The organism is Thermosynechococcus sp. QS41, assembly GCF_031583515.1.
Lineage (GTDB): Bacteria > Cyanobacteriota > Cyanobacteriia > Thermosynechococcales > Thermosynechococcaceae > Thermosynechococcus.
In genome coordinates, this window is the sequence record NZ_CP134181.1 from 419,218 (window position 1) to 433,675 (window position 14,458).

Here is a 14,458-nt window from a genome sequence, read left to right on the forward strand (position 1 = left end):
AAGGGCTGTAAAGGCTGTACTTTTAGTATAAAAAATCAGACCAGTTACCTGAGAGAGTTTGAGACAATTTTTTATATGCTGAATAAGAAAGTTATTCATTTGTGAAATTTTGCTCTGAATGAGATCACACCCATGACATTTATTCCCCCTCTTTCTGAGCTTTCGCTGCGGGCACAGGTGGCGCAGATGGTGGTTGTACGAGCCAGTGGCTACCTCTACGACAGCCAGATTCAGTATCCCGCTTGGGAGCCGCCCCAAAACACCTTAAAACACTGGATTAAAGACTGGGGAGTTGGTGGGGTGATTCTCTTGGGGGGCAGTGCCGTCGAAGTGGCAGAACGCTGTCGGCAACTCCAATCTTGGGCCACGATTCCACTATTACTAGCAGCGGATATTGAGGAGGGGGTTGGTCAACGCTTCAGTGGTGCCACACAATTTCCCCCGCCAGCAGCTTTAGGCGCCATTGCCCAAAAGAACCGAAAACGGGCGGTTGACCTTGCAAAGGAAATGGGGGCATACACCGCAGCCGAAGCTTTAGCCATTGGCTTGAATTGGGTTCTCGCCCCGGTGGTGGACGTGAATAATAATCCCGCAAACCCAGTGATTAATGTGCGCGCCTTTGGCGAGGAGCCAGACATTGTGAGTGCCCTTGCAACCGCGTTTATTCAAGGGGCACGGGCCTATCCAGTGCTCACAACGGCAAAGCATTTTCCCGGCCATGGGGATACAGCCACGGATTCGCATTTGGAACTGCCCGTGATTCCCCACGATCGCGATCGCCTGCAAGCTATTGAATGGCCGCCCTTTATTGCTGCCATTGCTGCCGGGGTGGATACCGTCATGAGCGCCCATGTCCACCTACCCGCCTTGGATGCCGAGCGACCCGCCACCCTGTCTCCCCCGATTCTCACGGGAATCCTGCGCCAAGAGATGGGGTTTAAGGGTCTAATTGTAACCGATGCCTTGGTCATGGGGGCGATCGCCAACACCTACGGTACCGCCGAAGCTGCCGTCAAAGCCGTAGAAGCAGGTGCCGATATTCTGCTCATGCCCTTGGATCCGCCGGCAGCCATTGAAGCGGTGGTTGCCGCCGTTGAGTCAGGGCGGATTCCTCCTGAGCGCATTCAGGCCGCTGTAGCCCGCATTCAAGCCGCGAAGGCTCGCCTTCAGCCTCTAGCATTACAGTTGGACTATTTCCAAACGACACCAGCCGTTGAGGTGGCCACCACCATTGCCCAAGAGAGTCTGGAACGTGGCGGTTCAGCCTTGCAACCTGTGCCCTTAGGGGTGAATTGTCTGATCGTGGATGATACTCTGCACGCTAGCTTTTTGAACCGTACTTGTCCCGCATTGACACTGCCCCCCACTTGGGGCTTTGACCAACGGGTGGTGATTGATCAGCAAACGCCCCTCACCATGATTGAGGGCTTCCCCAAGGCACCGACCTTAGTGCAGGTGTTTAGTCGTGGCAATCCCTTCCGAGGCAAAGCGGGTTTAAGTGCGCCAGCGATCGCCACCCTCGAACGACTGCAAGCCCAAAATCAACTGGCGGGTCTGGTGGTCTATGGCAGTCCCTACGCCTACCGCGAAATTGCCCAGCATCTGCACTCCGATGTGCCCCGCGTTTTTAGCTATGGGCACTACAGCATCGCCCAAGGTCTGGCTCTAGCGTCCTTGCTAAAGGTTTCCTGATCTTTTGCGAGGGAATCGATAGGGAACCCCTATACTCTCTGTACGTCCCTAGAGATACCCCCATAGAGCTTGGTCTTTCATCACCATGATTAAGTTTCCCACTGCGGTTGGCTTGGCAACGCTCTACACAGTCACCACAACGCTGGCGATCGCCCCCATGAGTTTCGCCGCCCCCCAGTCTTGGCTCGATCAACCGCCGCGCAACTGGAATCCCAACCTTCCTATCCTAGAGATTCCCCCACGGGGCAATCCTGATCCCAGTGAGTTGAACCGCTGTCGCAGCACCCTACGTTCTCCCCAATCCATGGCCGATCGCCTGATCCAACAGCGAGGCTGGTATCTCGTGGGCACCCCCATTCGCCATCAGAATGTGGAAATTATTCTTGGCAATAGTCGCTTTGATGGCATGTGTCGCCCGATGGGGTATCAGGCCTTTGTTTTTTCCGGAGGACGTTACTTGGGAACGCTATCGCCGAATCTCATGGATTCCCGCGCTGATGGCTCATTCCTAGGCGAGGTCAAGTTCCAAAACGATGGCACCTTCACCGCAGACTTTGCCCGCTACACGCCCAATGATCCCCTCTGTTGCCCCAGTCGCATCAGTACTGTCACCTATCGCCTCGAAGGGGGACTCCTACCCCTGCCGCGCTTGGTGCCTGTGGCGGTTTCCACACAAGCAACAGCAAATAACCCTCCCTCCCAACCCCCAGAACTGAGCCTCAGCGGTCAACGCTGGCGTCTCAGACGCATTGGCAATCAAGCCGTGCCAGTGGATACCGCCTTTATTGAGTTTGATAGTGCTAACCGCCGTGCCAATGGTTTTACGGGCTGTAATAGCTTTAATGGTGGCTACACCGCCAACGGCCCGCGGCTGCTTTTTGCCCCCTTAGCCACCACCCAACGCCTCTGCGGCCAAGAACCCCTTCAGAGTGTGGAAACCCAGATGCTACAGGGACTAAGTCGCACCAATCGCTACCGCGTTCAAGGAAATACGCTGCAACTCTTTGAGGGCAATCGCCTGCTATTAACCTTTGAAGCGGGTGCGACGGAAAGTCCCCTCAGTGGCCGCTGGCAACTGCAGCGCCTAGCCAATATGCCGATGCCACCGCGCAATCCCATGAATACGGCGTTTATTGAGTTTGATAGCAATGCCCAGCGAGCAACGGGCTTTAGTGGCTGCAATAACTTTAACGGTGGTTACAGCGTCAATGGCCAGCAATTGCGGTTTTCGGCAGTGGCGACAACGCGGCGCGCCTGTATTGGCCAACGGGCACAAAGGATGGAGATGTCGTTTTTACAGACCCTTGAGCAAACGAACCGCTACCGCATTGAGGGAAATACATTGACGTTCTATGATGGCGATCGCCCCCTTGCGATGTTTCAGCGAACACCCTAGGGAAGATCTGCAATCTTAGTGACTCTTCATGACCGAGAAACCTCGTCCCCGCAAAAAAAACCGACCGACCGCGACCCGCCCTCCTCACCCCCAGCGACGCACCCCAGCTCAACCAATTCGGAAAGCACCCCCACCCCCAACTGCCGAGGATGTCCCCGAACTCCTCTATGGTCGCCATGCCGTGCTCTCAGCCCTTGAAAGTGGCCGCCCCTGCAACCGTATTTGGGTGATTCCCTCGCTGCGCTATGATCCACGCTTTCATCAACGCTTGAATGACGCAAAACAGCAAGGAGCGATCATTGATACTGTAACCCCCGAACGCCTCGATCAACTGTGCCAAGGGGGGCGCCATCAGGGGATTGCCCTTCAGGTGGCTGCCTATCACTACTGGTCTCTTGAGGATCTCTTGGCCAAGGCCGCAACCGTGAATCAACCCGTTCTTCTAGCGGCAGATGGCATTATGGATCCGCAAAATCTCGGTGCCATGATCCGCACCGCAGAAGCACTGGGCATGCAAGGAATGATTATTCCTCAACGGCGAGCCGTGGGCATTACTGCAACAGTGGCCAAAGCCGCTGCAGGGGCGCTGGAGTATTTACCGGTGGCACGGGTGATTAACCTCAATCAAGCCCTTGAAACCCTGAAGGCGGCGGGCTATTGGATCTATGGCCTCTCGGAACGTGGCGCGGTGCCCCTACCGAAAATTACCTTCGATCGCCCCACCGTCTTTGTCGTTGGCAGTGAAGGGGAAGGGATTAGCCTACAAACCCAAAAACACTGCGATGAGATTGTCGCTATTCCCCTAGCGGGGCGCACCAATAGCCTCAATGCATCAGTGGCAGTCGGTATTGCCCTCTACGAGATCAGTTGTCAGCGATCGCCCGCTTGGGATTTGACCCAAGCATCAGAGGCCTAGGAAACCGCTACCACAGACCGCAGGGCAAAAATTTTATTGAGAACCGCCTCGACCACCTTATCGGGAGTGGAGGCACCGGACGTAATGCCAATGGTGATTGGGCGATCGGGCAGCCAGTTCTCGGTAACGGTGAGAGCGTGATGCAGCGGTTTGTGTTCAATGCGATTCCCCGGCCCAATGCGATCGGCAGAATCAATGTGGTAGGAAGGAATCCCATGTTCAATGGCAATTTCTTGAAGGTGGGTGGTATTCGAGGAGTTGTAGCCACCGATCACCACCATCAGATCTAAGGGTTCCTTGACCAAGTTCAGCATCGCATCTTGGCGTTCTTGGGTGGCATCGCAGATGGTATTGAAGCTCATGAAGTGCTCATTGAGGCGATCGGGACCATACTTTTGGATCATCGTGCGTTCAAAGAGTTTGCCAATTTGTTCGGTTTCCCCCTTGAGCATCGTTGTTTGATTGGCAATGCCGACCCGCACCAGATCGCGATCGGGGTCAAAGCCCGCAGAACAGGCCTTGGCAAACTTGGCCATGAAGGCCTCGCGATCGCCCCCTTTGAGGATGTAATCGCAGACATAGCGGGCTTCTTCGAGGTTGAGCACAATCAAATAGGTGCCCGCAAAGGAACTGGTGGCGATCGTTTCTTCGTGGTTGTACTTACCGTGAATGATCGAGGTGAAATTGACCTTTTTGTGCTTTTCAACACTGTGCCACACCTTCGACACCCACGGGCAAGTGGTATCGACAATCGTGCAGCCCCGCTCATTCAGCAGTTGCATTTCTTGGACACTGGCACCAAAAGCGGGCAAAATCACCACATCCCCTTGGCGCACCTCACTAAAGTCCTTTGCCCCATTGACCACCGGAATAAATTCCACGGCCATTTGCCGCAGGCGCTCATTCACCGAGGGATTGTGGATAATTTCATTCGTGATCCAGATGCGCTCGGTGGGAAAGTGGGTGCGGGTTTCATAGGCCAAGGCAACGGCACGTTCTACCCCCCAACAAAAGCCAAAGGCCTCCGCCAAGCGAATCGTTACATCCCCCTGTTGCCAGCGATAGCCATTGGCGCGGATTTGTTGAATCAGCGAACTTTGATACTCCCCTTGCAGCTGCTGGTTTACTTCCTCACCGTGACCAAAGCCTTTGCGGTGGTAGTTTTCGGAACTGTGTAGCGATCGCTTGAATGCGCGGGTATCCATTGGTTTTCCTCTGAAGCAATCTGTATGGTATTTTGACACACTCTATAGCGCAATCATGGGGCGAACTCCCCGTTGTGCCAACTCCTGTACCGTTTCTCGCGCCCAGCGATCGGCGGCCAAAATGTCCTCTAGGGTAGGGTTGTTAATGTTTTGGGCAGAGTAGCGATCGCAGGTCATCTCAATCAGGCGGGGAATCTCAAGGAACGAAATCGCCTCGGCAATAAAGAGCGCCACCGCCTGTTCATTGGCAGCATTCAGGACTGCCGGCATGGCTCCCCCAGCGCGACCCGCCGCATAGGCCAGCCCCATACAAGGATACTTTTGGTGATCCGGCGATCGAAAGGTTAAATCCCCCGCCTTCACCAGATCCAGTGCCGACCAATTCGTGGGAATTCGCTCTGGCCACGAGAGGGCATACAACAGCGGCAACCGCATATCTGGCCAGCCCAACTGCGCCAGCACGGAGGTATCCTGCAACTCAATCAGCGAGTGGATAATGCTTTGGGGATGGATCACAATCTCGATATTGTCGTAGTCCATGCCAAAGAGGTAGTGGGCTTCAATCACCTCTAGGCCTTTATTCATCAGGGTTGCCGAGTCCACAGTAATTTTGGGTCCCATTGACCAGTTGGGGTGTTTGAGGGCATCGGCCACCGTCACTTGCGAGAGTTTTTCCACCGGCCAATCACGAAAAGCGCCTCCGGAAGCAGTGAGAATAATTTTCCGCAGTCCTCCCTCGGGTACCCCCTGCAAACACTGAAAAATTGCCGAGTGCTCAGAATCAGCGGGCAAGAGCTTGACACCGTACTCCTGAAGCAGCGGCAAAACCACGGGCGCACCGGCAATCAGCGTTTCCTTATTGGCCAAGGCAATATCTTTACCCGCTTTAATGGCGGCGATCGTCGGCACCAGACCGGCACAACCAACAATGCCGGTGACCACAACATCGGCATCCCCATAGGCCGCTACCGTCGCAATACCGGATTCCCCCGCCACCAGTTGCGGTTTTTGGGGCAGATCGGCCAGTGCCGCCTCTAACTCTGGCAGTTGCTTGGCATCGGCAATACTGACAATCTCCGGCTGAAATTGGCGAATTTGCGGAATGAGTCGCTCCAAGTTGCGCCCGGCAGCAAGGCCAACAATACGAAAGCGATCGGGATATTGGGCAACAATGTCAAGGGTTTGGGTACCAATGGAGCCAGTGGAGCCAAGGAGAGTGAGTGCCTTCACAGTTTTTGGGGGAGGGTCAGTGGACACCTTAATATCTACCGCAGGAGGGGACACAAGGCAAACCCATACCTATTCCGTTGAGAATAGCAAGAGGCGTTTCTCTAGTCTTTCCCAGTCATGGTGTTACCCCTTTCCCAACTGGTGCAGCAACTAAATCATAAAAAGGCCGAATTTCTCAGCTATGACACCGCCCTAGCTCAGGTGCGACAGGCCTATCAACAGGCTCTCAAGACATGGCAGCAGCAAGCCATTGCCGACATCACCGCTGCCATTGATCCGCAGATCCCAGATTGGGGGGCACGTCCTATTGAACCATGGCATCAGGGGTGGCGCATTCCCTTGGGGGTACAGTGGCCCCATCGTCAGGCGGCGCGGGAGTGGGCAATGACTCAACTCATGGATGTCACCACTGTGGCGGTGGATGGTTCCCAGATTGTGCCCAGTGAAGAGCTATTTTTGCCCGTGGGTGTGGTACAGGCGGGGTGGTTTCTCAATCCCCATCGGCGCGATCGCCCCTACGCCAAGGAAATTGTCCTTGAACTAATTACACCAGCGGAACTGCGCCAAGCGGAAGAACAGTTGCGACAGCCGCAAATTTATCGCTTCCACGAACGCTATATCCACCTGCGCCGCTTTGAACTGGAACTAAAAACCCTTCGGGAGCGCATGGCCGAGGTAACCGCACCCGCATTGCTATTGTTTGATGGCTCCTTTGTAGCCACGTTTGCCGAGTCCTATGCCCCCGAGTGGCAGAGGCGATATGTGGCGGCACTGTGCCAAACCCTTGCCGCGAGTCGGCAACACCAGATTCCCTTGGTGGCCTATATTGATAGCTCTCAGGCACGGGATTTGGTGACCCTTTTAGGACATCTGGAGCAGCTGGCGCCGAGTCCCCACCTCTCGGATGCCCAACTGTTGAGCACGGTGTTGACCCAATGGGGCGATCGCTCCCCTGTGTTTATCTGCGATCGCGGCGGCATCCTTGAAAATTACGGTGCTTGGGCCAAGGGCATTGGCTTTTGCTACCTCAAGGCCCATCAAGGCTATCCCGTGCGCCTCGAACTCCCTCTCTGGCTCTACGAAGCGGGCTTACTGGATCAGGTGATTCGCTGGCTCTGCGGCGAGCTGATTACCGGTCAAGGCTATCCCTATGCCCTCGAAGCGGCGGATCAATTGGCCGTTCTCCAAGGGAGCGATCGCCAAGCCTTCCTCAAGCAATTGCAAGTCTGGGCAGAGGGCGTCGGCATGGAACTGCGCTTTAGTCGCAAATGGGTGAGTAAGCAGCAGCGGCGTTAGCTCTATTGGGACGAATTTTGCAGCGCCTTCAGTGCCTGTTCCAATTCCCCTTGCGACCTCGGCATCCAGTCTTTGCCCCGCAATCGCCGCAACATTTCTAGGGCTTCCTCACGGGTTTGACCGGTATTTTGTTGGTGCCGTTGCCAGAAGTCGTCCCACCAGCCGGGGGGTTCCTGCTTGCTGCCTGTGTATTCCGTGGGGCGCCCAGTGTCACCATCAATCACGAGGCTGCCGACATAATCGGCATTGCTATAGACCTTGGCAATTTGATCATGGATGTGGCGCATATCTTCGGCAGCAACAACGCCATTATCGGTGGCTTTATAAAATTGCACCGTGACGCGGATGGGGAAGCGGGGATCCCGCTCGATCGGCAGGTTATCAATTTCAGTGAAGGGGCCTTCCACCTTGCCATAACTAATGACTGCCGCCTCGACATTGGAGCGACCAGCGCTAGGTGCTGCCTCCATGAGGGCGGGGGCGGGCATCGAGAAAGGGGGCATAACCGATCGGGGCCGAGGGGCTTGCTTCAGGGGCACTTGGATCAGCATCACCATATTCATTCCTGCTGCCTCCGCTTGGGCAGAGGTGATCTCGCCACCGCCGCTTCTCACTCCAAAATCACTGGCGCGTTGTCCCACTAGGCTCGCCCGTTCGCCATTCTTATTGAAAAATAATCGCTGTCCCCACGTCCTGCCGGCTTCAAAGGCATCCCGCTTGTTGTCAATAACGGTGGCACTGGTACCTTGGCGCGTGACCAAAATGGCTAAGACGGCTGGGTTCTTTTCATAGCTTTGGTAGTTAAACAGCACAGGGTTAAAGGTGGCTTCCCCTTGGGAGGGAATGGGTAGGAAACAGGCTTGGGCACTGACGAGGACATGGCTATCGCGATCGGCCAAAAGGGAGCGACGATTTCCTGCCCACGATCGCGGGTTGTGGAGATACTTGCGGAAGTTACCGAGAAATTCCTTGAGGTTGACCCGTTGGAGTGGCTTGCCCTTTTCATTGCCCACAAGGATAAAGAAGCGCTCAAGGGGAATATCCGCTGTGCGATCGCTAAAATTGGGAAAGCGAATCACGGGCATCAGACTCAGTTCATAACTCTTGGTGCGTGGGTTGTACTGCTGAATTTGAATCGTCATGTCACTGATATTAGGGCCGACGGCAGAGTTGTGGTAGCGAGCGGTGTCCTCCCATGTGATGTCAAGAATGTTCAAGCCATATTGCTCGGCAAGCCGCCGCGCTTCTGAGTTGTGGATCATGCTGCGGGTGCGCTCAATGACTTGGCGGTAGCGATCGTAGTCAGCCACAGAAACGCGCGGTGGCGGTTCAGGTTTAGAGAGTGGCGAGGGGTTTGATTCAATTCCCCAATTGGGTTGACCTTGGGCAGAGGACATAAAGTTTTCTCCTGGGGAGAGCAACTTCCCCGCTAAAAGGGTACCGAGAGCGAGTAAACCAATGAGGCCAAGGGAGAGTTTGAGGGGCACAGCCATAGTAGCGTTCTGAATCCTACCCTCTAGCCTAGTCAAGGAGACTGAAAATCCTGCCATGGTTTCACTTTTTGCAACAGGGTTTTAGGATCAAAAAGCATCCTTGCCCGCAAATTGCCTGTGTTATCCGCTGCTGAAATTCGCGATCGCGCCACCCACCTCAAATCAACACTTCCCCCCCATGTCCGCCTGATTGCCGTGAGTAAGTTTATGCCAGCGGCCGCGATTCGGGCTGCCTACGAAGCTGGCATTCGGGATTTTGGCGAAAGTCGCGTCCAGGAAGCAGCCAGCAAACGCGCTGAATTGGCTGACCTCACGGATATTACTTGGCATCTCATTGGCCACCTGCAAACCAATAAAGTGCGGCAGGCGCTGCAACTCTTTGACTGGATCCACACCGTTGACCGCTGGAAATTAGCCGAGCGCATCAATGCCATTCTTAGGGAAACCGACACTCCCAGTCCCCACTGTCTATTGCAGGTGAAGCTCCGCCCCGATCCCCAAAAACACGGCTGGGAAAGATCCGAACTGGAAGCAGCCCTGCCCCAACTCGATGCCCTCTCCCATCTGCGCTGCTGTGGCCTAATGACGATTCTGCCCTTGGGGTTGCCTCCCGCAGAACAATTGCAAGTCTTTCAGGAATTGCGGGCTTGGGGCGAGGAACTGCGTACAAAACCGTGGCAGCAGCTGCAGTGGCAGGAGTATTCCATGGGTATGACGCAGGACTATCCCCTTGCGGTACAGGCCGGGGCAACCATGGTGCGCATTGGCACGGCGATTTTTGGCGATCGCCAAGCAACGCTAGAAATTCACCATGAGTAATGTCCTTGGAAGGGGTTGGTTCGGGAATCATCGCCGGTGGCGGAAAGAGGGGACTGCCCGGCGACCAAAGTTCAACGCTATCGCAGTGCTGATCGTAGTACTCAGGATCAGTGGTGACCCGCACCGCTTGGGGTAGGCCGGGGGCGAGGTAGGTCACATCTTTGCTACCAAGGCCAATTTTGACGGTGACGCCCGGCGGCAGTAGGTGGGGTTGCTCAAGCAGCGATCGCAAGTCGGCCAAGGTATAGGCGGGTTCAGACTGGGGCGGTAGGCTCAAGTCCAAATCAGGGACGGGATCGAGATCAACCGTAGCCGTAGGCGAGGTGGCGGCCATGGCGGCTAATTGTTCCACTAGTTGGGTCTGCGGTTGCTGCCGTTCTTGGCGACGACTAAAAATCAGGGTGGCAATAGTGCTTTGCAGATTGGCCAAAACGGGCTGAAGCGACAAAATGGGCTGCAAATTGCCGACAAAGGTTTTGAACTGGGCAATGCGCGGGCGAGGTACGTATTGCTGAGCAATTTCAAGGGGCATCGGGCCATAGTGGCGTTCCATGGCTTTGAAGAGGTGCGCCAGCATTCGCCAGTCTTCGCGGCTCGGAGCAGGGCTAGCAGTGAGTTCAAAAAAAGCGACAAAACTGCTCTGCTGTCCACCTTGGGGGCAAGCCCAAGAGATTGAGCAAGTCCCAAACTTCGATTCGGATCCACTTGCATGGGTGTCGCCGTGAGCAGCACTAAACCTTGGGTGCGATCCTTGAGGTGCTGCATCAGCCGCAGCAATTGGTTGGGGCGATCGCGGGAGAGGCCTTGCCGCCGCGCATGGTGGGCTTCATCGAGGGGGAATCTGCACCAAATGCTGGTGGATCACCTGTCGGAATTCATGCCCGCGGGCGATCGCCAGTGCTTCCTCGGGTGCCAGCTTCCAGTTGGGCGAAAGCGGAATCACCCCCCCACAGTAGGGACACGTCATCGTTCGCGCCCAGAGGAAATTTGTTGGGATAGCATTTGGGTTGGGTTCGTTAGGAAAGTAAGGTAATAGTCTCTCTTCCCGTCGCTTGAGAAATTCATTTTTGAGGCGGTTAAATTCCTCTAAGAGAGCTTTGCCATATTTGGCAGGCCATTCGTAGGTGGCTTTTTGAACCAGAACAGCTACTCGTCGGGCAGAGTCAATTTTTCGTCTAGTTGCAACAGGATCGCAGCGCGAGGCCAACGAATTGATGGAGAGCGAGCGGGGAAGCGTCAGAAAAGAGAGAGTTGAGTCGCAGGACGGTATAGACACCAGAAAGACTTCATCGCGCCGATGCTGTTTTCAGGATATTTGAATGCGTTAGGGTTTGTGAGCTGGCTGAGTCAATACTGTTTGCCAGCGTTAGAGAAACGTTCCCTGTTGATGATGGATAATGCACCGATTCATCCGAAAGGGGCGATTCAGGCAGTGGTGAAAGCGGCGGGTCACGAGGTGTTATTTTTACCGAAATACTCTCCTGATTTGAATGTGATTGAGCACGACTTCAGTGCGTTGAAGCGAGCGCGGAGGTATGCAGGGTCAAACAGTTCGATTGATGAAGTGATTCGCAAGTATTGTGCTGGATGATGTCTCATTCTTGATTGGAATAGCTATAGGTTCACTTCAATAATTTGCGGCCGATCCCCTGCTGTAGAAGTGGAAAAGTTGACGACAACCCCTACAGGAATTTTGAGGGTTTCCATATACTTCTTGACTTGCTTGACTTCCTTATCGCCAATGTTCTGAACAGCCTTGAGTTCAACGACTACAACCGCTTGGCCATGGTCACGCACAATGAGATCGGGAATGGCCTCCCCCACAAAATAACCGTGAAAGAAAATCGGTACCTTGCGTTGTTCTTCGTACTCAATTTGCCGTTCCCGCAGGGCAACCTCAAAAGCTTTTTGATAGATGGCTTCGCTGAAACCACTGCCTAATTCTTGGAAGATGTCTTGGGCAATCTCCTGAATAAGCTGGATCCAGTGTCTCATAGGGACGTAGCGTGCTGACGGTACCAAGCAATTGTACGTTCTAAGCCTTCTTTGAGGGGAATTTGGGCACGAAACCCAAAGGCCTCTTTTGCCTTAGTGGTATCTAGGCAGCGGCGGGGTTGACCATTGGGCTTATCGGTTTGCCATTCAATCTGGCCTTGAAAGTCCATCAGGTCGCAGATGAGTTCAACTAAATTCTTAATGGTGATTTCTTCACCCGTACCGAGGTTAATCGGATCAGGATGATCGTAGGCTTGGGTGGCCATGACAATCCCACGGGCAGCATCTTCAACATAGAGAAATTCGCGGCTAGGGCTGCCATCCCCCCACACGGGAATCACCCTCTCCCCCTGTTGCTGAGCAATGTAAACTTTGCGAATTAAAGCAGGAATCACATGGGAACTCAGGGGGTCAAAGTTATCCCCCGGCCCATAAAGATTCACGGGCAAGAGATAGATACCATTAAAGCCATACTGCTGCCGATAGGCTTGCAATTGCACGAGAAGGGCTTTTTTAGCAATGCCGTAGGGGGCGTTGGTTTCTTCGGGGTAGCCGTTCCAAAGATCGCTTTCTTTGAAGGGAACAGGGGTAAATTTGGGATAGGCGCAAATCGTCCCCACACAGACGAATTTCTCGACTCCCGCGCGATAGGCACAATCAATGAGTTGTGCCCCCATCATCAGGTTGTCATAAAAGAGTTCAGCGGGCTTGACTTGATTGAGGCCAATTCCCCCCACATGGGCAGCAAGGTGAATGATAATATCTTGGTTTTGAACGACGGCTTGGCAAGCAGAGAGTTGGCGTAGGTCGTAGTCGCGCGATCGCACCACTGTGATTTGCTCAGGCACTGCCCCGGCGTTTTGCAACTGCGCCACCACTTGGCGTCCCAAAAATCCCGCCCCACCGGTGACAAGAATCCTTTTTTTACTGAGATCCATCACTAGTCTGCCTTACTGATAAACTGCCGCTGGGCAATGAGATCCAGCACGGTGTCGGAGGTGGTTTTGGGGGTTGTTCCTTGAATCCCCACCGCATGGAGATCCGCTTCCACCATCAACGCCACCAGTTCCGGAAAGGTAACCGAGGGCTGCCAGCCCAAAACGGTTTTGGCTTTGGTTGGATCCCCCAAGAGTAAATCCACCTCTGTGGGACGCAAATAACGGGGGTCAAATTCCACATAGTCCTGCCAGTTGAGACCGACATGACCAAAGGCGAGTTCTAAAAATTCCCGCACGGAGTGGGTTTCGCCTGTGGCCACCACATAGTCATCGGGTTGCTCCTGTTGCAGCATCAGCCACATGGCACGCACATAGTCCTTGGCGTAGCCCCAATCTCGCTTCGCTTCTAGGTTCCCCAAATACAGCTTGTTTTGCTGGCCAGCCACAATGCGGGCAACGGCACGGGTAATTTTGCGGGTCACGAATGTTTCACCGCGCCGCGGGGAGTTATGGATCCAGCCTTGGCCAATACCGGCATGAAAGGTGCCAGAGGTGGTTGCCAAATCGAATACCCATCCTTCATGGGCGATCGCGTGGGCTTTAATGACTTCGTCCTTGGGTTTACAGAGATGCTGTCCCGATTGGGTGGTCTGGGGACTGTTCAAATTCAGCTTGTAGTAGGTGCGATCGCCCCGTTCTTCGAGGCCAAGGGTAATACGCTGCTCTAAGGTGGTGCTCACCAACCAATAGAGGCCTGCCGCCAATACGGGTGAAGCCGTGCAAAAGCCCTGAAATTCATAGGTACAAGGGGTAGTGCGCAAACCATCCCCAGCGTTAAAGCCCTCAAGAAACGCCAAGCGAGCCGCATGATCAGCGTTGAGAATGCGTTGGGGAATCCGCTTGTGACCCTCACGGGTATAGATTTGGGGGTAGAGGTAGCGGCCATAGTCGCAATTGCCATTGAGATGCAGTTGGGTCACAGGCTGAGCGTTTGGGAAGCTGCTCGCAGCAGTGTACTCACTGGTATATCCTGCGGCAACTTTTCGCCATGTGGCACTGACCCGCGCCAATAATTCTGGGTCTTGGCTAGCGACTTTCACTTTACCGTCAGGGGTAAGATGCCCCTCTGCAACTAGAATCCCGAGGAGCCAAGCTTCGCTGGGGCTGACATCCACTTGCTCCGTAGGGGGGGGCAGATCAATGAGGGCAAGGCGATCGCCCACCTGAACCTGCTGTGTCTCTTTCGCACAGGGCGTTTCCCTATCGAGGACAAAAACTTGATGATCAGCAGTTGTTTCGTAGAGAGCCGCCCCTGCCATGATCCGATGAACGGTTTTATCGCCGCCATTCCAAGTGGCCGTCATACAGGTCACACTGGTCCAGCCTTCGGCATCCCAGACCTCAAAGCGATCCTCGGGTGCCAAGTCGGTTGTGTAGCGTTTACCCTGCTTGGGATCACTGCGATGGGGAACAACATC

General features: G+C 54.5%; 12 protein-coding genes and 2 pseudogenes. 7 read left to right on the forward strand and 7 right to left on the reverse strand.

Going from position 1 to position 14,458, the window contains the following annotated elements; genetic code table 11:
- Window positions 1-132: 132 nt before the first annotated feature.
- From RHJ80_RS01960 to rlmB, 3 genes are all read left to right on the forward strand, one after another.
- A complete protein-coding gene (locus RHJ80_RS01960; protein ID WP_310744016.1) occupies window positions 133-1,692 on the forward strand; it encodes a glycoside hydrolase family 3 N-terminal domain-containing protein in 1,560 nt (519 codons plus the stop codon).
- Window positions 1,693-1,777: 85 nt separating this feature from the next.
- A complete protein-coding gene (locus RHJ80_RS01965; RefSeq protein ID WP_206200841.1) occupies window positions 1,778-3,088 on the forward strand; it encodes an META domain-containing protein in 1,311 nt (436 codons plus the stop codon).
- 28 nt (window positions 3,089-3,116) lie between these two features.
- Window positions 3,117-4,004, forward strand: coding sequence for a 23S rRNA (guanosine(2251)-2'-O)-methyltransferase RlmB (rlmB, locus tag RHJ80_RS01970; RefSeq protein ID WP_310744017.1), 888 nt, complete (start codon window positions 3,117-3,119; stop codon window positions 4,002-4,004).
- Here rlmB and RHJ80_RS01975 read toward each other — a convergent pair.
- Entirely contained in the window at window positions 4,001-5,209 is a 1,209-nt protein-coding gene (locus RHJ80_RS01975; RefSeq protein WP_206200843.1) for a 4-hydroxy-3-methylbut-2-enyl diphosphate reductase, read from the reverse strand. The two genes, rlmB and RHJ80_RS01975, sit on opposite strands and share 4 nt — an antisense overlap.
- Window positions 5,210-5,251: 42 nt before the next feature.
- Window positions 5,252-6,439: a 1-deoxy-D-xylulose-5-phosphate reductoisomerase gene (locus tag RHJ80_RS01980; protein WP_310801685.1), complete on the reverse strand. Its 1,188-nt coding sequence runs from the start codon at window positions 6,437-6,439 to the stop codon at window positions 5,252-5,254.
- A gap of 117 nt (window positions 6,440-6,556) precedes the next feature.
- Between RHJ80_RS01980 and RHJ80_RS01985 the strand changes: the two genes are divergently transcribed.
- Entirely contained in the window at window positions 6,557-7,735 is a 1,179-nt protein-coding gene (locus RHJ80_RS01985) for a DNA double-strand break repair nuclease NurA (protein WP_310801360.1), read from the forward strand.
- Between the two features lie 2 nt (window positions 7,736-7,737).
- Here RHJ80_RS01985 and RHJ80_RS01990 read toward each other — a convergent pair whose 3' ends face one another.
- On the reverse strand, window positions 7,738-9,228 hold the full coding sequence (locus tag RHJ80_RS01990) for a hypothetical protein (protein WP_310801361.1): 1,491 nt from the start codon (window positions 9,226-9,228) through the stop codon (window positions 7,738-7,740).
- Window positions 9,229-9,345: 117 nt separating this feature from the next.
- Between RHJ80_RS01990 and RHJ80_RS01995 the strand changes: the two genes are divergently transcribed.
- Window positions 9,346-10,047 carry a YggS family pyridoxal phosphate-dependent enzyme gene (locus tag RHJ80_RS01995; RefSeq protein WP_206200846.1) on the forward strand — a complete coding sequence of 234 codons (702 nt, stop codon included), beginning with the start codon at window positions 9,346-9,348 and terminating at the stop codon, window positions 10,045-10,047.
- A 379-nt stretch (window positions 10,048-10,426) separates the two neighbouring features.
- Window positions 10,427-10,723, forward strand: coding sequence for a hypothetical protein (locus RHJ80_RS02000; RefSeq protein ID WP_310801362.1), 297 nt, complete (start codon window positions 10,427-10,429; stop codon window positions 10,721-10,723).
- 150 nt (window positions 10,724-10,873) lie between these two features.
- Here the strand turns inward: RHJ80_RS02000 and RHJ80_RS02005 are convergent, their stop codons facing one another.
- Entirely contained in the window at window positions 10,874-11,014 is a 141-nt protein-coding gene (locus RHJ80_RS02005) for a hypothetical protein (RefSeq protein ID WP_310801363.1), read from the reverse strand.
- A gap of 231 nt (window positions 11,015-11,245) precedes the next feature.
- On the opposite strand from RHJ80_RS02005, the pseudogene RHJ80_RS02010 reads away from it, so the two are divergent.
- Window positions 11,246-11,638, forward strand: a pseudogene (locus RHJ80_RS02010) (transposase); the annotation flags it as partial.
- Between the two features lie 23 nt (window positions 11,639-11,661).
- On the opposite strand, the gene RHJ80_RS02015 reads toward RHJ80_RS02010, so the two are convergent.
- The 3 genes and pseudogenes from RHJ80_RS02015 to RHJ80_RS13170 form a co-directional block, all read right to left on the reverse strand.
- On the reverse strand, window positions 11,662-12,042 hold the full coding sequence (locus RHJ80_RS02015) for a GxxExxY protein (protein WP_302678709.1): 381 nt from the start codon (window positions 12,040-12,042) through the stop codon (window positions 11,662-11,664).
- The gene (locus RHJ80_RS02020; RefSeq protein ID WP_149820529.1) at window positions 12,039-12,980 is read right to left on the reverse strand and encodes a GDP-L-fucose synthase; all 942 of its coding nucleotides are present in this window, start codon (window positions 12,978-12,980) and stop codon (window positions 12,039-12,041) included. Before RHJ80_RS02020 ends, RHJ80_RS02015 begins: the two co-directional genes overlap by 4 nt.
- Window positions 12,981-12,982: 2 nt before the next feature.
- A pseudogene (locus RHJ80_RS13170) lies at window positions 12,983-13,492 on the reverse strand (GDP-mannose 4,6-dehydratase); the annotation flags it as partial.
- Window positions 13,493-14,458: the final 966 nt, after the last annotated feature.

Bases quoted from the DNA above. Each gene is read 5' to 3' on its own strand.
- RHJ80_RS01960 (WP_310744016.1), top strand. From the start codon at position 133: ATGACATTTATTCCCCCTCTTTCTGAGCTTTCGCTGCGGGCACAGGTG.
- rlmB (WP_310744017.1), top strand. From the start codon at position 3,117: ATGACCGAGAAACCTCGTCCCCGCAAAAAAAACCGACCGACCGCGACC.
- RHJ80_RS01975 (WP_206200843.1), bottom strand. From the start codon at position 5,209: ATGGATACCCGCGCATTCAAGCGATCGCTACACAGTTCCGAAAACTAC.
- RHJ80_RS01965 (WP_206200841.1), top strand. From the start codon at position 1,778: ATGATTAAGTTTCCCACTGCGGTTGGCTTGGCAACGCTCTACACAGTC.
- RHJ80_RS02020 (WP_149820529.1), bottom strand. From the start codon at position 12,980: ATGGATCTCAGTAAAAAAAGGATTCTTGTCACCGGTGGGGCGGGATTT.
- RHJ80_RS01985 (WP_310801360.1), top strand. From the start codon at position 6,557: ATGGTGTTACCCCTTTCCCAACTGGTGCAGCAACTAAATCATAAAAAG.
- RHJ80_RS02005 (WP_310801363.1), bottom strand. From the start codon at position 11,014: ATGACGTGTCCCTACTGTGGGGGGGTGATTCCGCTTTCGCCCAACTGG.
- RHJ80_RS02015 (WP_302678709.1), bottom strand. From the start codon at position 12,042: ATGAGACACTGGATCCAGCTTATTCAGGAGATTGCCCAAGACATCTTC.
- RHJ80_RS01990 (WP_310801361.1), bottom strand. From the start codon at position 9,228: ATGGCTGTGCCCCTCAAACTCTCCCTTGGCCTCATTGGTTTACTCGCT.